Annotated in this window: 22 protein-coding genes; 5 read left to right on the forward strand and 17 right to left on the reverse strand. The window is 37.8% G+C overall.

The window, feature by feature from the left end; genetic code table 11:
• Positions 1-78: 78 nt before the first annotated feature.
• Positions 79-474: a hypothetical protein gene (locus ACFS5O_RS19070; RefSeq protein ID WP_205725549.1), complete on the reverse strand. Its 396-nt coding sequence runs from the start codon at positions 472-474 to the stop codon at positions 79-81.
• A gap of 128 nt (positions 475-602) precedes the next feature.
• The gene (locus ACFS5O_RS19075; RefSeq protein ID WP_205725548.1) at positions 603-1049 is read right to left on the reverse strand and encodes a hypothetical protein; all 447 of its coding nucleotides are present in this window, start codon (positions 1047-1049) and stop codon (positions 603-605) included.
• A 183-nt stretch (positions 1050-1232) separates the two neighbouring features.
• On the opposite strand from ACFS5O_RS19075, the gene ACFS5O_RS19080 reads away from it, so the two are divergent.
• A complete protein-coding gene (locus ACFS5O_RS19080) occupies positions 1233-2084 on the forward strand; it encodes an alpha/beta fold hydrolase (protein ID WP_205725547.1) in 852 nt (283 codons plus the stop codon).
• Positions 2081-2458: a hypothetical protein gene (locus tag ACFS5O_RS19085; RefSeq protein WP_379839600.1), complete on the forward strand. Its 378-nt coding sequence runs from the start codon at positions 2081-2083 to the stop codon at positions 2456-2458. The genes ACFS5O_RS19080 and ACFS5O_RS19085 overlap by 4 nt, the downstream gene beginning before the upstream one ends.
• 63 nt (positions 2459-2521) lie before the next feature.
• Here ACFS5O_RS19085 and ACFS5O_RS19090 read toward each other — a convergent pair whose 3' ends face one another.
• From ACFS5O_RS19090 to ACFS5O_RS19105, 4 genes are all read right to left on the reverse strand, one after another.
• Positions 2522-2968, reverse strand: a complete 447-nt coding sequence (locus ACFS5O_RS19090; RefSeq protein WP_205725545.1) for a DUF4385 domain-containing protein — start codon at positions 2966-2968, stop codon at positions 2522-2524.
• Positions 2969-3084: 116 nt separating this feature from the next.
• Positions 3085-5400: an RNA polymerase recycling motor HelD gene (gene helD, locus ACFS5O_RS19095; RefSeq protein WP_205725544.1), complete on the reverse strand. Its 2316-nt coding sequence runs from the start codon at positions 5398-5400 to the stop codon at positions 3085-3087.
• Positions 5401-5600: 200 nt separating this feature from the next.
• The gene (locus tag ACFS5O_RS19100) at positions 5601-6074 is read right to left on the reverse strand and encodes a DinB family protein (RefSeq protein WP_205725543.1); all 474 of its coding nucleotides are present in this window, start codon (positions 6072-6074) and stop codon (positions 5601-5603) included.
• An 84-nt stretch (positions 6075-6158) separates the two neighbouring features.
• Positions 6159-6716, reverse strand: a complete 558-nt coding sequence (locus ACFS5O_RS19105; RefSeq protein ID WP_205725542.1) for a cysteine hydrolase family protein — start codon at positions 6714-6716, stop codon at positions 6159-6161.
• Positions 6717-6907: 191 nt separating this feature from the next.
• Here ACFS5O_RS19105 and ACFS5O_RS19110 point away from each other — a divergent pair, with 191 nt between their 5' ends.
• Positions 6908-8086, forward strand: coding sequence for a NupC/NupG family nucleoside CNT transporter (locus ACFS5O_RS19110; RefSeq protein WP_205725541.1), 1179 nt, complete (start codon positions 6908-6910; stop codon positions 8084-8086).
• Positions 8087-8171: 85 nt separating this feature from the next.
• On the opposite strand, the gene ACFS5O_RS19115 is transcribed toward ACFS5O_RS19110, so the two are convergent.
• From ACFS5O_RS19115 to ACFS5O_RS19135, 5 genes are all read right to left on the reverse strand, one after another.
• A complete protein-coding gene (locus tag ACFS5O_RS19115) occupies positions 8172-8708 on the reverse strand; it encodes a hypothetical protein (RefSeq protein WP_205725540.1) in 537 nt (178 codons plus the stop codon).
• Between the two features lie 191 nt (positions 8709-8899).
• Positions 8900-9388, reverse strand: a complete 489-nt coding sequence (locus ACFS5O_RS19120; protein WP_205725539.1) for a methylated-DNA--[protein]-cysteine S-methyltransferase — start codon at positions 9386-9388, stop codon at positions 8900-8902.
• The gene (locus ACFS5O_RS19125) at positions 9381-10274 is read right to left on the reverse strand and encodes a DNA-3-methyladenine glycosylase family protein (protein ID WP_205725538.1); all 894 of its coding nucleotides are present in this window, start codon (positions 10272-10274) and stop codon (positions 9381-9383) included. The genes ACFS5O_RS19120 and ACFS5O_RS19125 overlap by 8 nt, the downstream gene beginning before the upstream one ends.
• The gene (locus ACFS5O_RS19130) at positions 10271-10846 is read right to left on the reverse strand and encodes a bifunctional transcriptional activator/DNA repair enzyme AdaA (protein WP_318300155.1); all 576 of its coding nucleotides are present in this window, start codon (positions 10844-10846) and stop codon (positions 10271-10273) included. The genes ACFS5O_RS19125 and ACFS5O_RS19130 overlap by 4 nt, the downstream gene beginning before the upstream one ends.
• A gap of 159 nt (positions 10847-11005) precedes the next feature.
• On the reverse strand, positions 11006-12223 hold the full coding sequence (locus tag ACFS5O_RS19135) for an MFS transporter (protein WP_205725537.1): 1218 nt from the start codon (positions 12221-12223) through the stop codon (positions 11006-11008).
• A gap of 191 nt (positions 12224-12414) precedes the next feature.
• Between ACFS5O_RS19135 and ACFS5O_RS19140 the strand changes: the two genes are divergently transcribed.
• Positions 12415-14511, forward strand: a complete 2097-nt coding sequence (locus ACFS5O_RS19140) for a DNA topoisomerase III (RefSeq protein ID WP_205725536.1) — start codon at positions 12415-12417, stop codon at positions 14509-14511.
• Positions 14512-14737: 226 nt separating this feature from the next.
• Here ACFS5O_RS19140 and ACFS5O_RS19145 read toward each other — a convergent pair whose 3' ends face one another.
• Both ACFS5O_RS19145 and ACFS5O_RS19150 read right to left on the reverse strand, forming a co-directional pair.
• Positions 14738-16135, reverse strand: coding sequence for a metallophosphoesterase family protein (locus ACFS5O_RS19145; protein ID WP_205725535.1), 1398 nt, complete (start codon positions 16133-16135; stop codon positions 14738-14740).
• A 183-nt stretch (positions 16136-16318) separates the two neighbouring features.
• Entirely contained in the window at positions 16319-18067 is a 1749-nt protein-coding gene (locus ACFS5O_RS19150) for an alkaline phosphatase D family protein (protein WP_205725534.1), read from the reverse strand.
• A 290-nt stretch (positions 18068-18357) separates the two neighbouring features.
• Between ACFS5O_RS19150 and ACFS5O_RS19155 the strand changes: the two genes are divergently transcribed.
• Positions 18358-18513: a hypothetical protein gene (locus ACFS5O_RS19155; RefSeq protein ID WP_205727342.1), complete on the forward strand. Its 156-nt coding sequence runs from the start codon at positions 18358-18360 to the stop codon at positions 18511-18513.
• 214 nt (positions 18514-18727) lie between these two features.
• Here the strand turns inward: ACFS5O_RS19155 and ACFS5O_RS19160 are convergent, their stop codons facing one another.
• From ACFS5O_RS19160 to ACFS5O_RS19175, 4 genes are all read right to left on the reverse strand, one after another.
• On the reverse strand, positions 18728-20548 hold the full coding sequence (locus ACFS5O_RS19160) for a PAS domain S-box protein (RefSeq protein WP_205725533.1): 1821 nt from the start codon (positions 20546-20548) through the stop codon (positions 18728-18730).
• A 135-nt stretch (positions 20549-20683) separates the two neighbouring features.
• The gene (locus ACFS5O_RS19165; protein WP_205725532.1) at positions 20684-20929 is read right to left on the reverse strand and encodes a hypothetical protein; all 246 of its coding nucleotides are present in this window, start codon (positions 20927-20929) and stop codon (positions 20684-20686) included.
• A 165-nt stretch (positions 20930-21094) separates the two neighbouring features.
• Complete coding sequence (locus ACFS5O_RS19170; RefSeq protein ID WP_205725531.1) at positions 21095-21319, reverse strand: hypothetical protein; 225 nt, start codon at positions 21317-21319, stop codon at positions 21095-21097.
• 89 nt (positions 21320-21408) lie between these two features.
• Positions 21409-22758, reverse strand: coding sequence for a hemolysin family protein (locus ACFS5O_RS19175; protein WP_205727213.1), 1350 nt, complete (start codon positions 22756-22758; stop codon positions 21409-21411).
• Between the last annotated feature and the right edge of the window lie 377 nt (positions 22759-23135).

The raw sequence follows: 23135 nt of genomic DNA on the forward strand, positions 1-23135 counted from the left end.
CTATCGTAAAAGAATGATAAAAGAGAATGTGTGATTTGAATCACTTTTCCTTAGGATTTTTTGTGAACATAAATAGTGCTATTTTCTTAGCCACATTTCTGCCTTTTGTTTCATCTCCTTCTGAAGACCTGCGGAATTTTCCGTGTCTTTTAATGCTATTCCTGCGTATTTTCTCGGAAAGATTTTATACAAGGATCGTTTAAAGTCAGCTCCATCGCGTGGTTCCTTATAATGTGAGATCACATACTTGCCGCCTTCACTCTTGAGTTTGATCACAGCAGGAACTGAATGACCGGATTGCCCTTCAGTCTTCGTTTCTTCGTTAAAACCTAAAAACAAAGAATATAGATAGACCGATGTTACTGCTCCCGTTTCTTTCGCTCCATAGATCTTGTGAACTTCAAACTGTTTATCCGTTTTTGGATATACTCCATCATAATGAAGAATGATATAATCCGAAATCAACTTATTCATTTCAGAAGTCACTTTTACCTCATTAGAGGAGCGGAATGAAGTACATCCCACAGCTATTAATAAAAGGAGACAACTCAAAATCAACGTTATTCTCTTAACGCACAGTAACATCCAATTCCCCGCTTTCTTTACGTTAGATCTTGCCCCCATAACGATTGTAAAAAAAACATGTATAGAGTAAGCAGCACAGAAATGATCATAAAAATAACAGAAATGAATCGATAGTTATCCACTTTAGAGATCGTGATTCCAAACACAGTCATCCCCAGTATCGCTGCTGCGTAGTACCCAAAAAACATGAAGTAAAACGTCAAAGGTCCTAAAAACATAGCGAGAACTGCAAACTGAACACAAAACGCTAGTATTGAAAGTAAAACCCACTTTTCTTTTTCTTTTGTTTTAAAGGCACCGATTAAAGACATTAAACCTGCTCCAAATACTATCACTAGCAACGCCCACTCATATAGAAAGAACAAATTTTCATGATTTACAGCAAAGTAATAACCCACCATCAATACAGGAAATATGGCAAGCAGTAAATATGAACTTCTCTTTACATATGGATTGCTATCCATTAACTCTCCCCCTTTGTATATGACATCCTATTACCATATTACCATTTTATGGTTCGTAATCATTCCATTCTTTTCAAACTATTCAAACGATTTTATAATAATATGATACTATTGAAAGATACAAAACTTCACTAAGTGAAATGAAACGGAATTTTTTTGAAATAATCAGGAGTTGGCAGAGGGATGAGAAGGTCACTAATCCCATACAAAGAAAAAATAATCGGTCTTACAGAATGGGGTGAAGCTCACAATCCTACCATTGTTTGCTTACACGGATTAGGAAGTACGAGCCTTAGTTTTCTAGAAGTAGCTGAGGAGTTACAGAAGGATTTTAAGATCATTGCGTTCGATGCTCCAGGTCACGGGAGATCTGAGCCCTTTGACACTCCTAGAGATTATGAGATGCCTAGACTTGTTGATTGGCTAAATGGTTTATTAAAGCAATTAAATGTAAGCGATTTCTATTTCTTATCACACTCTTGGGGCAGCTTTCTAGCTCTTCACTATTTGGTTCGTTATCCTGAACATGTTTTGGATACGATTTTAATTGACGGCGGCTATCAAACTAAGCGTATATGGTCTTCCTCTTTAGAAGAAGAGATGGACCATTATGAAAAAGATTTTGATGAGTACGTGTTCGATTCATGGAATGACTTTTTTCGAGCAGAAAAAGAAAACTATTTGATGTGGTCATCGTTAAAAGATGTCGCTGTTAAAGATCTTGGATTTGAAAGAGATGGCAAAGTTTACTGGCATGCAAAAGGGGAAACTGCTCGACATATCATTCGTGGCATGCATTTGAACGAAACAGAAGATATTTATCACCTTCTGCCGCCAGGTATTACTTTACTTGTATCCACTGTGCCTGAGCGTTTGTCAGAATTAAGATTGCAGACCGCGGATACGTTTAGAAAGAACGCACACGGTGAACTAAAAGTAGTTCCAAACACGACACACTTGTTGCATTGGGACAGACCAGGAGTTGTGATCGATCTAGTTTTATCAAAATGGCTAAAAAAATCGGAGGTTAAATGATGGCATATCTACTCGTATATTTTTATAAATTAAAACCTGAAGTGAAAGAAAAATTTCTTGAAATATCCGATACATCCAACAAAAAGTTCCAAGAATACGGAGGGGTAACAGAACAGATTTTCAAACTCTCCACTTCACCAAAAAATTATGGGCTTTCTTCTATTTCGGAAAAACTGCAAGTTGAAGAAGGAGAAGAACTCTGGATCGGCCTTCTTCGCTTTCAATCTGAAGAACATGCACGAATGACGATGGAAGAATTTGACCGGGATCTAGAGGTGAAAGAACGTTTAGAGGAATTCGTAACACATGTAGCACCTCTTGAGAAGTTAGTTTTCGGGGAGTTTGTTTCTGAAAACAAGGTCGTCACCGTTTAAAACAAAGAATCTATGCTATTCTAGCGTTATTAAAAAAAGCATCTCCTTTATAAAAGGAGGTGCTTAACCAAATTCTTTTTGATGTGCTTTTTTCATTTTCAAATATTCTTCATCGGTACGAGCTAGTTTCCACTTCTCCTCAAAGATTGCTGCTGACTTTGCTTTTACAGGATCTATTTTCCGCCTATTGACCTCGCCATCTTCATTGTATTTCCTTCCGCCTTTATAGTTCGTGTACCTTCTAGCACGTGTATATCCCATCTGAAGAAACTTTCTCGCCATATCTGCTCCAACAAAGTCTTTGTTTTTCTTATAATCTAGAAATTGTTCATAGATTTTCTTGGAAGACTTTTCAGCTTCTTCTGGCGTCTTAAAACGCCAGTGCGGCAGGATTTCACTCTTATACGGTTCCACTAAAAGTACTCCTTGCTCACCACGTCCAACACGATATTTTTCAGGATGTTTTCGAAAATCGATATTATCAAAATCAAGATCATAATCAAAAGCCATTTCTATTCCCTCCTTCTTGTTATCGTTACCCTAAAAGGAAAAAATCAAAAATGGAAAAAACATATAATAAAAAGAAAAAATCCGCTGTTTCCTAAAGAAACAACGGATCAATACGTTTAACGAACAACCTCATACAAATTCTCAGATGCTTCTTCTATAAATGGGCAAGGTTTTCCTGTATAAAAAACGGTTAACTCATGCATCGCTCGTGTACATACCGTGTAAAACAGTTTTCGTTCCCGTTCAAGTTGGTAGCCTGATGCATCAAAAATCGCTACTGCGTCAAATTCAATTCCCTTGGCTAAATAAGATGGGATAACGATAACGCCTTTTTGGAAAGAGGCATCCTCATCGATCATGAGCCGCACATCTAGATTATCTTTCAGTTTCTCATAAACGGCTTTGCTCTCTTTAGCCGAACGGCAGATCACCGCTATTGTTTCATGGCCTTTGTTCAACCAATCTCCAACAAGATTCACAACCTCGTTCAGATGATCCTCCTCACGCTCTACCGCTGCTATAACTGGTTTATCACCAGAACGATTGAACGGAATAATCTCGCTTCCGTCATTTAGAAGACTTTTCGTAAACTCTACGATTTCTTTCGTAGAGCGATAACTTCTTTGAAGAGTAATCGTTTCAGGATTCTTCTTGTTTAATACGTTTTTGAGCATACTGAAGGTTTCATCTGACGCATGTGCGTAAATCGATTGATTTAAGTCACCTAGTATCGTTAGGTTTGCTCTTGGGAAAATACGCTGAATAAAAGCAAACTGAAACGGTGAAAAATCTTGTGCTTCGTCAATAAAAACATGACGAACCGCAGCGTTCGATTGAAAACCTACTAATAGTTCTTTAACATATAAAAGCGGGGTTGCATCTTCATTCGCTAGATGGTTTTGTTTCAGATTAAACAATGTTTGATTGCAGATCTCGTTCCAAGTATTCACGTCCTCCATCAATCGTTTATTTTTCTGAAACAGCTTAGCATATATGCTTTTCACATCTAAGAACGAAAACTGTTCAATGCTTTCTCTTAATGATTTGAAGGCAATTCGCGTCACATAAGCTGAGAGTACTTTTTGTTCGCTCGATAGATCGTTAAACGAGTCAGCTCCATATTTATTACGCTCCTCTAACTTCTCATACAACCTTGTATAAACATTTTTATCAATAAGTTGTATCTCTTTTTCAACCCATGGTTTCTTACGTTCTCTTCGTTCTATTTTCTTTAGCTCTTCTAAGACCCAAGCAGCGGTTTTCTTCATTCGATAAGGGATGGCTTCTTTTTTGTCGAGAGAATAGAAGTATTCACTGATCTGTTTAGCACGAATCACGATACGATCTCGAAATCTTACATGTGAAAACTGCATGCCAGATTCACTTAACTTCTCAGCATAGCGATGGATCGCTTCTAAGAATTCAACGGAGGCTTTAAACTGGATCGCTTCTACACGCTTCGAATCTCCTTGTTCAGATAAAAGCTCTTCGATCTGCTCAAAAGGCGTCTCAATAGAATATTCTCCTCTTAAGTGATGATCCACATAAGCTTGAAACGTTGTTTGTTCCATGTTTTCCTCACCTAGTTCAGGCAGTACGTTGGCTACATAGCTATTAAACATATTGTTTGGTGAAAATAATACAACGTGGTGTGACTGAATGGTCTCTCGATCTCGGTATAATAGAAAAGCCACACGTTGAAGAGCTGCTGACGTCTTTCCACATCCAGCTGCACCTTGAACAACGAGTAGATCACTCGTTGTATTACGTATGATGGCATTTTGTTCTTTTTGGATGGTGGCCACAATACTTTTCATCTGTGTATTCGCTTGGTTGCCTAATACGTGCTGTAATAAATCGTCTCCGATCGCTTCTCCCGTATCAAACATTCCTGTTATATTAGCATTCTTTATCATAAACTGTCTTTTTAGTTCGAGCTGTCCTTCAATGTTGCCACTCGGTGCACGATAATCAGCTTCGCCAAGAGAGTGATCATAGTACAGACTTGAAATCGGCGCACGCCAATCATGAACAAGGAATGTACTACTAGGTTCATCATAATAAGAGGCTATACCGATATAGACTTGTTCAGCCCTCTTTTCACCATCTTCTTTAAAATCAATTCGCCCAAAGTAAGGGGAGCTCTTCAACTTCTCATAGGTTTTAAGGCGAGTTTCTGCAGAAGTATGACTTCGTTCAATCTCGGATAATAGCTCTGATTGCTGTTTGATACTTGCTGCAGTTTCAATTGCATCGTCGGCATCTTCAAGGTTCACTGTTACATCAGACCAAAAATTCTTTCTGATTTGAACAACATCGGCCTTTTTCCCTCCTAGATGTTCCAGAAGTTTATCTGTTTCATCAGAAAGTTTATGAATGACTTGATCTACACGTTTTTGTTCTTTCTGTTGCTCCTGATTCCATGTTGTCATCCGATTTCCCCCTACAAAAAAATTTATTAGTTAATCGTTGACACACACCCCTGTTTTATCGTATAATAAAATTAGGAACAAATATACATATAATTATTAACGTAGTGCGTCTTTTCTATAATAGCATATTTATTACTATAAAGTATATACAAAAACAGTGAAAACCTTTTTAGGCATTCACTGTTTTTTTGTTTTAAAAACTATGCTTGTTTAACCGTTTGGTTTTCTACGACTCTTTTAATCGCATGCATTTGACCTAAGTGATGGGTTTCATGAAAGACAGTGAAATTCACGAGCTCACCGAAAGTAGTCAGGTTGAATAAAGGTTTCTCCAGCTTTTCATTTAATTTTTCTGTCGATAATTCTTTTACGCGTAAAGACTGTTCTTCTAGCTGCTGTTTAAGTTCCTTAAGAGTAGGCACTTCCCCTTTCCAATCTGCAGGGCTTGTTCCTTTATTAAATAACTCCACATATTGTTTTGGTAAGTTTGAAGAATGTTCCGGAAATCCAAACAAAAAATACTCTGAAGTTGTGAGGACATGTCCGATATGCCAGCGAATGTTATTATTGAACCCATCTGGTTGAACATCCGCTGCCATCTCATCTAATCCATCCACTTGTTTCAGGAAGAATCTTCGTGCTAGTTCAAAATTTTGAATTGTTAATTGACTCATCCTAGTCCTCCTTTTAATTTCTTCATTCACCTTTTATCGTACGTATTTAATCATATTTAATCACTTGAAGACAAACGTTTTGCTTTACCGGTAATGGTTATGAATGGGATGGAATAGATCTTCCTCCGCCTTACGTACAACTGAAAAATGATCAACGTTATAATGGCCGTGCAAAATTTTGTTGTGATGGCTTATAATTTGTTCAGCTTTTAACACTTCTGTATCTGAAGTGGAGTGCCCGTCTTCAACAAGCGTAACATCGAAGCCAGAGACAGTCGCAAATCGAACTGCGGTATCGATGCAATGCTCTGTCTTGCAACCCATCAGAACAAGATGAACAATTCCCTCCTCTTTTAGATAACTTAACAAAGATGTATCATAAAAGGCATTCGTTGCTTTTTTATCAAAAACCTTAGCCTCTTTCGGTACGTGTATTACAGAGTGAACCTCAAAGCCTGATCCCTTCCCCTCAGAAACATCTAAGTCTCTAACAAAAACAACGGAAGCTTCTGCTTGTTTTGCTTGTCCAATTACTTTATTAATGTTTTGAAGCAGTCCTTCTTTGTTATAAACTCCTTGTTCTTTTTCATTTCCATCCATGAGTTCTTGTTGTGCATCAATGACAAGTAGTGCTTGTTTCAAATTACCCGCTCCCTTTTTTCAATAATCACATTAATACTTCTCCTAAAAGTAGTAAAAACCTTGTAACTAAATATTAAATCATAGATTTGGTTAATACTAACAAAGTAGGAATTTTTTGCGGTTGCGAAAAACATGGAATTATCTAATAATAGTAAAGTTCGATAAGTAAGTTATTTAGGAGGAAAAGTAAAATGAAGTACATCATCTTTCTGGCTGGAGTAGCAGCGGTTTTCTTGTTAGCCTTTCTAGTCAGTAATGATCGCAAAAAGATCAAATACAAGCCGATCCTAGTTATGCTTGGATTACAGCTTATCCTTACATACTTTCTATTAAATACAGGCGTCGGCCTTGTTATTATAAAAGGTATCTCTAAACTGTTTGAAAAGCTATTAAGCTACGCAGCTGCTGGGGTTGAATTCGTGTTCGGTGGATTAGCAAACGAAGCTGCAATGCCCTTTTTCTTAAATGTTTTATTACCGATCGTTTTCATCTCTGTATTAATTGGGATCGCGCAACACTTTAGAATTCTTCCATTCATCATCAAATGGATCGGTTTTGCGCTAAGTAAAGTGAACGGTTTAGGAAGATTAGAGTCTTATAACGCTGTTGCTTCTGCTGTTTTTGGACAATCGGAAGTATTTATCTCTGTTAAGAAACTATTAGGTCATCTACCAAAGCATCGTTTATATACGCTTTGTACATCTGCTATGTCTACAGTATCCGCTTCAATTCTTGGAGCATATATGGCTATGATCGATCCAAAGTACGTTGTAACGGCACTCGTGCTTAACTTATTTGGTGGATTCATCATCGCAAATATTATCAATCCTTATGAAGTTACGGAAGATGATGACATCATTGAAATTGAAGAAGAAAAACAAACCTTTTTCGAAATGCTTGGTGAGTACATCATGGACGGCTTTAAGGTTGCTGTAATCGTTGGTGCCATGCTTCTAGGATTTGTAGCGTTAATCGCGTTAATCAACGATGTGTTTGACATGATTTTCGGAATTACATTCCAAACGATGCTTGGATACGTATTTGCTCCAGTAGCATTCTTAGTTGGTATCCCATGGGCAGAAGCAGTTTCAGCAGGTACAATCATGGCAACTAAACTTGTATCAAACGAGTTCGTAGCCATGATCGACTTAGCTAAATATGCAAAAGACATGTCTGATCGAACAATTGGAATCGTCTCTGTTTTCCTTGTTTCATTTGCTAACTTCTCTTCAATCGGTATCATTACTGGTGCTGTAAAAGGTTTACATGAAGAACAAGGAAATACGGTTGCTCGCTTCGGATTGAAGCTCTTATATGGTGCTACATTAGTAAGTATCTTATCTGCTGCCATTGCGGGTCTGTTTTTATAAAATAATCTAAAAAGGAGCTTCGGCTTCTTTTTTTTTTCAAAACATAAAAAAGCTGCCTCAATATGAGACAGCAATATCTAGACGATTATTGAACTTCTTTAGCAAATTGACCTGGGATCAATTTTAATTCTTCGTGAACGGAATTCAACTTTTCTTCAAAGCCTGTGAATAACTCGTCAGCTTCAGTTGCTTTAGCCTCATCTTCTAAGCCAGCTACACGAGCTTCATAAGACTTTTTAAGTTCTTCAAGAGAACCTTTTACAGCTTCTTGGTTTTCTTTTGATAGGTCTGACGGAACTTCAATGGATGGAATTTCTGCAACTGCTTTTTCACCACTAGCTTTAGCATCTGCTTTTAGTTTATCAAGCTCTGCTTGAGGAAGCGCCTCTTCGCCTTCTTTTTCAAGACCAGCTGCATATGCGTTGAATGGTGCGTGGTAGCCACGAAGCTTGTTCATAAGCTCACTCTCAAAGTTAAGAAGTGTAATCTTTTCAGCGTTTCCATCTTCTTTCTTTTCTGCAGCCGCTGGTTTAGCTTCTTCTTTCGGTTTTTCTTCTTCCTTGCTACATCCTACGCTAAGCGCAAGAACAGCAGCTGCTGTTACCGCTAAAAATTTTTTCATCAAAAAAGCCCCCTATATATTTCTATTTTTTGGAACTTTCTCATTTTAAACCTTTTTCTTACTATTGTAAATTAAAATGTATCCGTTTTCTTATAAACAGCTGAAAATAATGCAGAAGTCTTAATATAATTAAATTTTCTGACTATTATATCAGATTCCGTCTTTTTTGTTTCAATATAAAAGTTATCCTTCTATACCAATCGTGTTTCCTTAACTTTTTTCTCGTGGTGCAGTAACCATTCTTTTCGCCATAAACCACCGGCATATCCCGTTAGTTTCCCACTTGAACCTATAATTCGATGACAAGGAACCACAATACTTAACTTATTCTTCCCATTCGCATTACCTACCGCCCGGACCGCTTTTTCATTTTGAAGCGAGATGGCAATATCTCTGTAAGAGGCAGTTTCAGCGAACGGAATATCAATTAGTGAATTCCATACCGTGTGTTGGAAAGGAGTACCGCTAGATTTAAAAGGAAACGTAAAAGTTTGCCGTTTACCGTTAAAGTATTCTAACAGTTGGTCGCGACAGTCTAGAAGGACAGAAGGAATATCCTCTTGATCTTCAACCGCTTTCTCTCTATCTACGAAAAGGATAGATTGGACAACAGTTTTCGTCCCCAAAATCTCTATTACCCCTATGGGTGACTTGAGCTCTACTTTATAGTTCTTATTCATACAATGACCTCCACAAATAAAAAGTGGCATATGCTTCCCAACCACTCCAGTTTTTCGCTAATATTCTTAATTCATTTATCTTTGGCTTTTGATTCCATTGCAACTGTTTCATGACAGCATTCTGAAGCCCTACGTCAGCAACTGGGAAAGCATCTGTTTTTAGTAAGCATTTCATCAATACATAATCTGCTGTCCACGGTCCAATTCCTCTAAGTGAAATAAGTTGTTGAGCAGCATCTTCAGCATGTCTTAATATTTCTTTTGAAAGCCGACCCTCGACTATTTCACTTGCCACACCTATCACATATTCCGCTTTTCGCGTTGTAAATTGAAGTTTCCTTAAATCATCAATCTGAAGATCTGCGATGATTTCAGGAGAAGGGTATGCCCAGTGTTCCTTGCCTTGTATCAAAAGCTTTTCCCCAAAACTCGTAACTATCCGTTTTTTCAATGTATAGGCAAAGGTTAAAGTAATCTGCTGTCCCATTATTGCCCAAGTCAACGCTTCAAACAGATCAGGAATACCAATCATTCGCAATCCATAGTATTGTTCTACGAGCGGCTTTAATAAGCTATCATTTGAAACAGTTTGATAAAATGACGAAAGATCTTGATTCAGATCAAACCAATTCTCAACAAATTGAACGATCACCTGTTTGTTGGAAGGCACTTGATCAGGAAACTCTATTATGAGCTCTTGATCTTTGTAACTGATCTTCATTAAAATCAGTTCATCATTCACCGTGATAACTTTGTAAATATTGTTTTCATCTATGTGATGAAGAATTTCTAGTGGTGATCTGTTAAGAAAAGCCAGGCACTCTCTAAAGGAAAATTCCTGTGGTACCGCTATTTTTATAATCCCATCTAATTCGGCACAGCTCACGATTCGTTTCCTTTGTCTTTCTCCGATTTTCGGTAATCACTTGGCGTACAACCTTTATACGTACGAAACGTTTTATAAAAGTTAGAAGGGCTCCGAAATCCCGATTCAAAGCAAATCTCGAGCCCTGTTTTTGAAGTATTCCTCAACAGATAAGCCGCTTTATCAATGCGAATATTCTCCACAAATTCTCGTGGCGTAACATTCATCTCCTCTTTAAACAATCGTTCGAGATAGAATGGGCTCACTCCAGAGTGCCTCGCTACATCTTGAAGAAGAATTCTTCTTTGATGGTTGTTCACTAAATAACTCGTTGCTTTTCTAATCAGATTAATTTGTGGACAATGTTCGATCTCAGGCTGACATCTTTTACACGCTCGATAGCCGGCTTTTTCACACTGAGAAATGGAGTAGTAAAACGCTACGTTTTGCTTTTTGGGTTTTCGTGAACGACAAGATGGACGGCAATAGATCTTTGTTGTTTTTACAGCTGTATAAAATAGTCCATCATATGACCTGTTACATTCCATGATCTTATCCCACATCTCATCAAACGACATCTGTACGGTACCCACTGATAACACCTCCATCCATTATCTTTTCATCATTGTAACAAGTTCAACCTAACAATTCGTCCTAAATCTTGCTGTTATAGTCTTTATCGCTTTCATAACAAACTTAATGAAAAAGCATACAAAAAGAGTGACGGTCCGCCACTCTCTTTTATTCTCTATTTATTTAATCGGTGCCAGTCTATCCTTCTGTTTTGTCCCACTCTTTGTTTTATATTGATAATAGATGACAAATGCAATAACGAATGATGAAACACCAAACCCTCTGACCATTTTATGAAATCCAATCGTATCAAGGAACAATCCTGTTAATAGCATTAAAATTTGGAAGATAATATTATCGACCATCCCTTTTATAGAAAAGAAGCGACCGTGATAGTCTGACGGGACATCCGTTTGGAAAATGGTAGTGACGACAGGAAAGAGCGTTCCAGCAGCAAGACCAAATAATCCGAAAGAAAGAACCGACATGATTGGATGTTCTGCTAAAAACAAAGATGTATGTGCGGCCGCGATAATAAACGTAATGGCGAACATATAAGATAACTTCGGATTATCTCTAAAAAATTTCTTTGATAAGTACGTTCCAATAAATACACAAACTCCTTCAGTCGTATAAAGAATTCCTTTAATCCCTGCATTATCTTGTAACTCACTAATCTCAATCACCATCAAATTGAATCCAGATAAAAATAGATAAGCAGGAATCAATAAAAAGATTCCATACACAACTTTTCGTTCGTTCTTTATGATGGGATACAGTTCTCTAAGCGTTCTGAAAAAATTATCCTTTTTGCCTGATAAGTCTGCTTTCTTAGGCTGTTCTTCCACATCTAAAAAGAAGGTAGAAATTAAAAGGATTACATATGAAACGAGTGTGACCGTATATAAAGAAAATAACGACATGCCCACCAACATAACTCCACCGAGTGCAGTTCCTACGATTCGAGAAGCAGTAAAGATGTTCATGTTAACACCATTGGCATCTAGAAGTTCATCTTTTTTTACGATCAAAGGCAACATCGTTTGCATAGCAGGCTGAGAGAATGTACCAGAAATCCCGATAACAAGCGTATAAACGACCATCCACCAAACATTGTTATAAGCGATCGCCAAATACATAAAAAAGATAGCAGCACATCGAGCGAATCCAGCATAGATTAAAATCTTTTTCTTATTGCTTCTGTCTATAATCCGGCCAGCCATCGGGGCTAAAAATATTCCTACAAGAAATCCTGCTAAAATAATGAGTGCTTGCAGAAAGGATGATTCTACGTTCATCTGCAGAAATTCAAGGTTCCCAATAATTCCAACCCAAAGCCCTGTACTCGATACAGCAAGACCAAACATCAAAATTAAAAAATTCCGGTTTTTCCACATGTTCCCTTTCCCCTCTCAGTTATACCGAAACTGTGTCACTATATTAATCAAAAAATACTTAACAAAGTAAAATAGACTCACTATTCAGTATACAGGATTTAGAAACCATGAAGGAGAAATAAATCTTCATTTTTTTCTTATTTTTACACTCTGTTATAATGACTAAAGTAGAAGTTTGAAAGGGGTACACTATGAAACAATTAATCCTTGCTGAAAAGCCGAGCGTGGCGCGCGATCTTGCGCGAGTTCTTGGCTGTAAGCAACAAAATAAAAGCTATATTGAAGGACCGAAGCACATCGTTACATGGGCACTCGGTCACTTAGTTGAATTAAAAATGCCAGAAGACTATGACAAGCAATATAAACAATGGCGTTTAGAAGATCTGCCCATCATCCCAAAACATATGGGATTAAAAGTGATACGCCAAGTCAGTCCCCAATTCCGTGCGATCGAACAGCTTGCTAAACGCAAAGATATAAGTGAACTTGTTATTGCGACCGATGCTGGACGTGAAGGTGAACTTGTTGCGCGATGGATCATGGAAAAAGTGAGATGGCAAAAGCCAGTGAAGCGTTTATGGATCTCGTCTCAAACGGATAAAGCGATTCGTGATGGGTTCAATCAACTCAAACCCGCTAAACAATATGACAACCTTTATCAATCTGCCGTTTGCCGTTCTGAAGCAGATTGGCTCATCGGACTAAACGTGACTCGTGCACTAACAACGAAATACAATGATCCGCTCTCTGCTGGCCGTGTACAGACACCGACACTTGCCATGATCTTAGAGCGCGAGCAAGAGATTAACGCATTTCAGCCGAAAGATTTCTGGACAATTGATGCGACCATCGGCATGTTAAAAGCAACATGGGAACATAACGGAGAGAAGCGTCTTTTTGAAGAGAAAAAAGCGACAGAGATCGTTAGTAAAGTAAAGGGACAGCAAGCAACTGTTTCTTCCCTTCAAAAGAAAGAAAAAACAGAGGCGCATCCGATGCCTTACGATCTTACTGAACTTCAGCGTGATGCGAACCGCCGTTTCGGGTTCTCTGCTAAAAAAACATCATCTGTTCTTCAAAAGCTTTATGAGCAATATAAGCTTGTTACGTATCCAAGAACAGATTCCCGCTACTTAACAAAAGATATGGAAAATACGATGTTTGATCGCCTTCAAGGAATGTCATCTGGATACCGCGAAGAAGTGCAGCCTCTGTTAAAACAAAAAGGAAATGTGGTCGCAAAGAAAGTATTTAACGATTCAAAAGTAACGGACCACCATGCGATCATTCCGACTGATGAACCGTTGCACTTAGGTGATCTTGATAACGATGAGCGTAAACTTTATGATTTAATCGCACGCCGATTCCTTGCTCTATTTTACCCAGCGTATCGATTGGAAACGTTGACCGCTACATTAAACGTTGCGGGTGAAACATTTATGGCCCGTGAAACGCTAGTGCTTGATCCAGGATTTAAAGTGCTGTCTGGTAAAGAAGAAGAAAGCCCGCGTGCCCTCGCAAATCTCAAAGAAGGGCAATCGTTATCTGTAAAAGAGGTAAACACGGAGAAAAAGTTAACAGAACCTCCTTCCCGTTTTACAGAGGCTGACCTTTTATCTCGTATGGAAAAATACAGTCTAGGCACACCTGCAACACGGGCTGATATCATTGAAAGACTGCTAGGTTCTGAAGTTCTTGACCGAAAAAACAATAAGCTTCACCCTACGCCGAAAGGAAAGCAGTTGATCGAGCTTGTGAACGATGAGCTGAAGTCACCTGAACTCACGGCTAAATGGGAGCAAGACCTTGAAGCCATCGCCCGTGGAAAAGGAAATCCGAAAGAGTTTCTAGAGAACATCCGTAAACAAACAAAACAGCTAGTAATGGAAATTAAATCTAGCTCGCAGGAATATCGCGCTCACAATCTTACTGGTTCCAAGTGTCCGGAGTGCGGTAAACTTTTAAAAGAAGTTAAAGGGCGTGACGGCAAAGTGCTTGTATGCTCCGATCGTGAGTGTTCGTACCGTCGCCGTAAAGATCCGAAGCTATCAAACCGACGCTGTCCGCAGTGCCACAAGAAGATGGAGCTTCACAACGGAAAAGCAGGCACATACTTCCAATGCAAGCCATGTAATGTAGTGGAAAAAGCAGACGACAAGAAAAAGAAGGTTACAAAGCGAGAAGAACGCCAGCTTCTCAAAAAATACAGCGCAAACAACAAAGAGGACGAAGGCTTTGGTAATAGTTTGGCTGATGCATTAAAAGCAGCGATGAAAGATAAAAAATAGACAAAAAGCTGACTTATGAGGCCGAAAAATAGCATGTTACTGCTGTTTTGACCTCATGAAGTCAGCTTTCTTTAGATTTAAGAGAATTGATTTTGTACACTTCAAACGTTAATCTGTCGGATTGCATAACGAATCTGTCGGATTCCAGTGTTAATCTGTCCAATTGAAAGATTAATCTGTCCAATTCGAGCGTTTATCTGTCCGATTCCCAAAAGTGTAATTTTACTTACTCAACCTTAGCTATTGGCTCACCTTTCTTTGTTCTGCCTATGGCCTTGATTGAATTTCCACTGATATTTCCATATGCATCGAGTGCAAACACTTCTATATCATACGTTGTAGATGGTGCTAACCCTTCAAGATTAAGAATGAGAGGATTAGGAACAGGATCTTTATAGAACTCTGAAAAACCTAAATATTCTTTCGCCACTTCTTTGGTCTCTAGGTTTGTAACGATTACTTTATAATCATGAACGAGCAGATTGTCTTTTGCTTGTGTAAACATAATTGAAAGACTAGTAGCTGTCGTCATGTCGTTCGCAATAGAAAGCATCGCATCGTTTGTAAAAAATGGTGGTTTTTTATCTTTTCTAGCATCCGTATATTTAAAACTATTCTTATTGGCAGGAACACTAATTTCAAACGGTTCACCTGTCCAATCCTTATTATGGATATCACGGCGATTAATTAACACCTTATTCTCATACACTTCGACGATTAAAGCTTGGTTTAGAATATCTGCTCCTTCAGGAACTTCTCCTTGTATACGTCCAGCGTCCAGCCATAGATACGCGCCAGTTGAAGTACCGATCGTTGTAAAATCTTTTTGGTGAATAATTCTAGGATCATCTAATGGATAGTGTGTGTGGCCTGAGAATGTAATGACTTGCGGATATTTTTTCAACGTATCGTAGAATAAATCTCTATTCACTGTAAAGCCCCACTCACTTCCGTACATGGTATCTTTGATCGGCTGGTGATGGAAAACAAAGATGGGTTTCTTCGGATCATCGGTATGTGCTTGCTTTAACTTTTCAGACAACCATTTGATTTGTTTAACAGAGAACGTACCCTCTGTCACCCCATCCTCAGTCCCAAGCACAATAAAATGATACCCTTTGATAATCTTGTGATAGTAGATTGCCGGCATTTTTGTTACTTCTAAAAAGCGCCTTTGAGCATCAGCCTCTGGTAAACCGTTCCAATAATCATGGTTTCCGATTGCGATCAGCGAAACAGCTTTTGATTGTTTATTTGCTTCATAAGCCGTTTTGAACTTCTCATATTCCGGTACTAGACCATTGTCTGTTAAGTCACCTACTACAGCAAATGCATCTTGCTTAGGTACGAGTTGGTTTAATTGTTTGAGAGTCTCTTTAAATTTATTGAAGGTTTGATCGGACGTTTCATTCATATGTACATCACTGACAACTGGAAAAACAAGTAGTGGCTTTTTGCGACTCATTTTTTTACCACGATCAGCTAGAACGTCTAGTGAGGTCATTGGATTTATAAAAGTTAACCCTAGGGAAAGTCCTGCTACCTTTGTTGTGCGTTCAATAAACGTTCTACGCGTAATCTTAGATTTTTGGTCTGGGTGCTGTTCATCAAAGGAATTCGTCATTTTATTCTCTCTCCTATCAAGATGTTAATCCTACATGAAAAGTATATTTATAAAATATAAACCCTAGATTACAGATAAGTTAATCATTGTTAAGATCATGCTGTGAATAAAAACACGTTAGATATATACCAACCAAACTAAAAGAAGGATGGATTATAACTTTCCATCCATCCTCTCCACATTTTATTGCGTAGCTTTTACACCGGTTTTCTTCATCTGCTTCTCATGCGCTTTACCATGAGCACGGTTTCGATCTTCTTCTACTTCGCTAGATACCTTAACTCCTTCTGCAACCTTCGCTGCCCCCACCTGTTGCAGACCATTTTGATCTTTTTTATAGACAAATGAAGCACGCGTTGAGATAGCAGCACCTGGTGACGTTACGAACGGGACGACTCGATAATCAGCCCTCCACTCTTCAGGAGTAACCGTACATCGAACATAACCTCGATAATCGTTGAAGAATTTAATATGAGGATTTAAACCTAATATCTTATCTGTATCTGAACGTTTATCGGCACCGTTCCCACCAGAGGTGATGGATGTTCCAACAAATTCAGCTCCAATTACATTTGAAGATGAATCATTGTAATCCGCTTTTAGATCGCACGCCCAGCTCGCATGTACATCACCTGTTAGTACGATAACATTATTTAAATTCTTGGATTGTATAAAATTTGTGATGCGTTCACGAGATGCCGTGTATCCGTCCCATGCATCCATACTCAATCGTGGCGCATCAGCCGTACCATAGTTTCTTTGTGCGAAGAATACTTGCTGAGCAAGAACATTCCAATGTGCTTTAGAGTTTCCTAAGTTTTGAAGCAACCATCGTTCCTGTTCTATCCCTGTTAAAGTACGATTCGGATCTTGAGATTCAGGAGTAGGCGGCTTACTGCCATCTCCGTTTGCTTGATCATCCCGATATTGTCGTGTATCCATTACATTGAACATCGCCAAGTTTCCATACGTGAAATCTCGATAGAGTAGCATGTCGGCTCCATGTGGCAAGGAAGATCGGCGAAGTGGCATGTGCTCATAATACGCTTGATAACCCGCCGCACGACGTTTGACAAATGCCTCAACAGACTGACCTTTTTCAGGAATCATGTTTGCATAGTTGTTCTCCACTTCATGATCATCCCACGTTACCACCCAAGGAAATGCTGCATGAGCTGCTTTTAAATTCCCATCAGAACGGTACTGAGCATGTCTGTTTCGATAGTCTTCGAGTGTCATAATTTCTGGACCGCTATGCGTTCTTACATTGCCAGATGGTGATACATATTCATTAGGTCCGTATTCATATATGTAGTCGCCAAGATGAACAACAAAATCTAACTCTTCTTCTGACATATGCTGATAGGCCGTAAAGAAACCATGTTCATATTGCTGACAAGATGCAAATGCAAAAGTCATACTCTTTACATTCTCACCTTTTCTAGGAAGAGTCTTCGTTCTTCCTACAGGGCTATACTCATAGCCACTTTTGAATCGATAGTAGTATATGTGGTTTGGTTTAAGTCCATCTACTTCAATGTGTACAGAGTGCGCCAGATTTGGACGCGCTAGTTCTGTTCCCTTCTGCACAATCTTTTTGAATCGTTCATCTTCTGCGATCTCCCATTTTACAGGTACAGCTTGATTTGGCATCCCTCCGCCATTCAATGGATCTGGTGCTAATCTTGTCCATAGAACAACACTGTCTGCTAACGGGTCACCTGATGCTACACCTAACGTGAACGGATAATTTCTAAATGTTGGTGCTGCGTTCACCTCGTAACTGCCTAGCGACTGAGCAATGGTAAGCCCCAGTGAAATTCCTGCAATCTTTCCGGCACCTGCAAGAAACGTTCTGCGATCCAGTTTGTTTTTTTTTAAGCTGTCTTCTGTGAGTTTCTTAATCCATTCATCCATCGGTCTTTCATCCATACTTGATGCAACCCCTTTTAAATGAATTTATTACTCGTTCATTATAGAGTGGAAATATTAAGAAACTATTTTTTTATGTAAACGTATATAAAATTACTCATAGGAACAACTTACTAATCTTGTCATCCATAAAAGAACGAAGAACTGTGGAGGTTGTTTTCATCACATTTCAAAAAAACAATCTTATGCTTCCAATGTCCTGTTCTTCTTAATCAAATCTTTACTTCATAAATATAATTCTAATTAAAGTAAATTTTTTTATCTTCATTAAAGGTAAAGGTGATGGCTAAATGGCCCTTATGCGTAAAAAGAAAAAGAAGCAAAGAAATGAAACATACACATGGCTAGACTTTATGATTGATCTTCTATTAGTTATTCCTGAACTAATCATATGGCTCATCAGACTACTTGGAAGAAGTGTTTTCAAACTATTTGACGGCATTTAAAAGACTGAACTCTCATGGGTAGAGTTCAGTCTTTCTTTTTTATGTCTATTCATTTCATAAGAGCCCATTTATTTCTTCCACTTTTCTTTCCATGCCTTTACTTTATCATTGATCTCTTTATCAGCTTCTTCTTTCTTTTCGTCGTAAGCCTATTGAAATTTTTGATTTTCAAATGTCATTACTCTCTTCCGCTCGTTCAATGACTTTCTAAAATCTATTCTGTTTTTTGTAAAGTGATTGAAACGGTTGTACCTTTTCCAGGATAACTTTCTACTTTCAGATCTCCCTTATGCTCTGTAATAATTTTATTACTAACCGTTAGACCGAGACCGATTCCTTTTTCCTTGTTGGTGAAGAATGGAACACCAATGCTCTTTAATCGCTCTTCTTCAATTCCGATTCCATTATCTACAAAGATCAGCTTAACTTTTTGATCCACTGTTTCTTCAATCGCTATCGTGAGGATTCCCCCATCATTCATAGCTTCAATCGCATTTTTTATGACATTGACAAATACTTGCTTAATCTGGTTCTTTTCACACGAGACAAAAAGATCCTTCTCTTTAAATAATAAACGAATCTCAACATTATACAGATTAGCTTCAGACGTTAATAACATCACAGTGTCTTGAAGAAGCTGAATGATGTTTACTTTCTTCCTGTATTGTGTAGCATCTGGTTTCGCTAAAGCCATAAACTCATTAACGATCGATTCAATCCGATTCAGTTCTTCACAGATCACATCATTGTATAAAAAGAGTTTACTTTGATCGATCTCGCTATTTTTCATTAAGGAAAACAGACCTTTAATGGATGTTAGTGGATTTCTGATCTCATGAGCAACACCAGCGGCTAGTTCTCCTAACACTGCAAGTTTCTCACTATTTCGTATATACTCATCTGCTTTTTTCTTTTCTGTAATATCACGAGAGATAAAAACGATACCCTCAATGTCGCCTTCATCAGACACCATAGGCATTCCTTTACCTTCTAATAAAACTGGATGACCTGAAGCATGCATCTTTCGGTAAATGAGAGGAAGAGGATTCTCCAGCGCTGCGACTGACTTTATATATTCTCCTACACTCTCATGATCCTCCATGTGAACACAGTTCAAAGCATTTGTGCCAATCAATAAATTGGGCTCGATCCCTAGAATACTCTTATAAGAAAGAGAAGCGTATAAATACATTCCATCAGGGTCGACTGAACAGATTAAATCATTGCTGTGATCGAGAATAATACGATGCTTAAACTCATTCTTTCGTAACGCATCTTCTGCTTGTTTTCTTTTCGTAATGTCTCGCGACGCAACTATAGCAGATTGGTTTTTTTTATGATTGATAGGCGTCCCTTTCGACTCCAACCAAATGTAGACGCCATCTTTCTTTAGATATCTGTATTCAATCGTAAGAGGTACATGTTCTAAAATCATACGAGTAAATTCATGAATGACTCTTTCTCGATCATCAGGATGAACAAGATTAAAGGGTGTGGTTCCAATTGCTTCACTTTCTGTATAACCCGTTACTAAAAAATAGGACGGTGTTAAATAGGTAAAGATTCCTTCACGACTAACTATTCCTATGATATCTATCATATTTTCTGTAATAAGCTTTAAATGATCAAGTGTCTCTTTCTTTTCAAGGTGCTGCTGAGTTAAATTACGGATAATGATTTGTGTGGCGTGTGACGAGAACAATAGGGGAAATCCAATTACCTCTAATCGAACATGGTTACCCTTTTGAGTGATCCAAGTTTGTTCACTGGGCTTAGGGGCAATACCCATGTCGCATGCTTTAATTCTTTCTTCTACTAAGGAATGTAACTCATTAGGCAGGTTGTTCCATATAGGCTGACCAATTATATCTTCTTCCGCTTCTAAAATTTTTCTAGCTGCAGGATTTACGTAAACCCACGTTCGATCTTTCTGGATAAGAAAAGGTGTTTCAGAATGTTCAAATTGATTGGCATATGTTTTCATTTGGTTAATGAAAAGGCTATCTCTTAATACTTGACCATCTGAAGTTTCCATACCCACCCTCCATTAAAAACGTTAATCAAAACGTTTCGTTCATGATTACCTAAATTATAAACATATGTCCTTTTGCAAATAAAGATATTTTTTCAAAAATATTCTTACTATTCAATGCTAGATTATTCGATTCTTTTAGTTTATAGCTGAAAGGTGTTTTTGATCGTAGATGAATTTGGTTTCATAGAAAGTATGAAAGGCATTTTTTAAAGCCGTTTTTCGATCAGGAGCTGTCTGAGAGGACATGATAATATGTTCATGTTTGTAATAAAGCATACTTACCACTACAGTTGTTTTGTCAGTGAACAGAAAGATATCAACATCTAATATCTCACTACCTGTTATCAAACGAATAAAACGGTATTGCGGCACACTTATCATCTCCCTCAACCTCCTTAAATTCTTCCATCTCCTTTACTTTTGTCTTAAAAGTTTAGTTATTTAAATAGTAAATAATCACTATAAATTTGTCAATATATTCTGTCAATTTAAGTCGATTTCCTGGGAAATTAGAAGTATAAATGAAAAATGACGGGAATTCCCGTCTCAGTTTCTATTTGGTGGTTTCTCATTGTCATGAGAAGTTTGTCCACCTGCTCCTGTTAAATCTTTGTCCTTCATAATATCAAACGTTTTGCAATCTGCAGTTGGGTATACGGAAACCAGTTTTAAATCTGTACCTGAAAGTTTTTCTTCTAATATTCTTTCAATATCTTGTGATGGTTTAAAGGTACTTTCATCGTATTCTAATTGAATAGTAATGGATTTCAAATGTATCTCCTACTTACATTCATTTGTTCTCTGCTTTTGATATATAAACAACAAAAGAGACCAATCTATTTAGACTAGTCTCTTCTTGATTACGCTTCTTTTTCAACTAAGTTGTGTTCTAATTCTTGAGATGAAGAACTGATCTCATCTTGGTTAAGTCTTTTTGTAATCTCAATCTTTTTCACTTGGTGACCATCAATTTCAATCACTTTGAAATCATATTCATCAAAAGTTATAACTTGATCTTCTTGTATTTCCGAGTTTTGAGAAAGCACCCATCCACCAATCGTATCAAGCTCACTATCATCGATTTGTAATCCGTAAATGTCGTTAACTTCTGCAATCAATACTTTACCGTCAAAATGCTTCACATTCGGACTAACTGCGTGAATCATTGGTGATTCATCTTCATCAAATTCATCACGTATTTCCCCAACAAGCTCTTCCAAAATATCCTCAATGGTTACTATACCAGCTGTTCCACCATACTCATCAACTAAAACAGCCATATGGAATCCCTTTTTCTGAAGCTTTAAAAGTGTTTCTTTAATCGGTGTATTTTCAAATACGCTCAATGTTGGTCGAATGTAATGTTCAAGCGGGTATTTTTTCCCTTTGATCAAATCAAAGAATACTTCTTTTGCATTTACCATCCCAAGAACATTATCTTTATCTTCCCCTACAACAGGGTAACGTGTATATTTTTCTTCTGCGATTATATTAATATTTTCTTCAACTGAATTGTCTTCATAAAGACAAATCATTTCTGTACGAGGGACCATGATCTCTTTTGCAGTTCTGTCGTCAAATTCAAACACCTTTTCCACATAACTGAACTCAGATTTGTTAATCTCACCACTTTTGTAGCTCTCACTTAAGATTAAACGAAGTTCCTCTTCCGTATGTGCCATATCATGTTCGGAAGCTGGTTTTAGACCAAACATTCTTACTAGAAGCTGAGCACTTCCGTTTAAGAACCAAATGAATGGATACATAACTCGATAGAATCCGATTAATGCAGGTGATAACAATAAGCTAATGGTTTCAGCTTTTTGAATTGCTACTGTTTTTGGTGCAAGCTCACCAAGAACAACGTGTAAAAAAGTAATGGATGCAAAAGCAATTGCAAATGATAATGTGTGAACAATTGCCGGGCTTAAATCCATTTGTTCAAAAACAGGACCGAGAATTGCTTCTACCGTAGGTTCACCTAACCAACCTAATCCTAAAGCTGTAATTGTAATTCCTAACTGACAGGCTGAGAGTGATCCATCCAGGTTGGAAATAACCTTTTGTGCTGCGATCGCTCTTTTGTTACCTTCTTCAGCTAGTTGATCAATTCTTGATTTACGAATCTTTACAATCGCAAATTCTGCTGCTACGAAAAAAGCGGTTAGTAGAATAAGTGCGGCTACTGCAAGTAATTTCAATAAGGTCAAACTGTCCAAAAAGACTCCTTATACCCCAAGTTACTGGAATATAAGTTGTCACCTCCTAAGTGTTATAAATTTTAATAATTAAGAAAAAGTATATCATATAATTGAAGAACTTACTTAATAAAACAACTTACTTGTATTTTACAGTTACTTTTCTAACCATAGATTATTCTGAGATTTCCACAGTGTCTAAGTCTTCCTCTTTTTTTAATACAAGTTTATTCTCTTTGTTTTCACCCGACTACAAATAATATTACGATTCCCAATACAATCATTGTCTTACGAATGCTGCGTAATTCAGAGGCTGTATCTGAATACATGGTATCACTCCGTTTTTAATATGCTATTCTTGTTCATGATCACACAATACTAAAGAGAAA

Origin of the sequence: Fictibacillus nanhaiensis (assembly GCF_042686385.1) — a bacterium.
GTDB classification, from domain to species: domain Bacteria; phylum Bacillota; class Bacilli; order Bacillales; family Fictibacillaceae; genus Fictibacillus; species Fictibacillus nanhaiensis.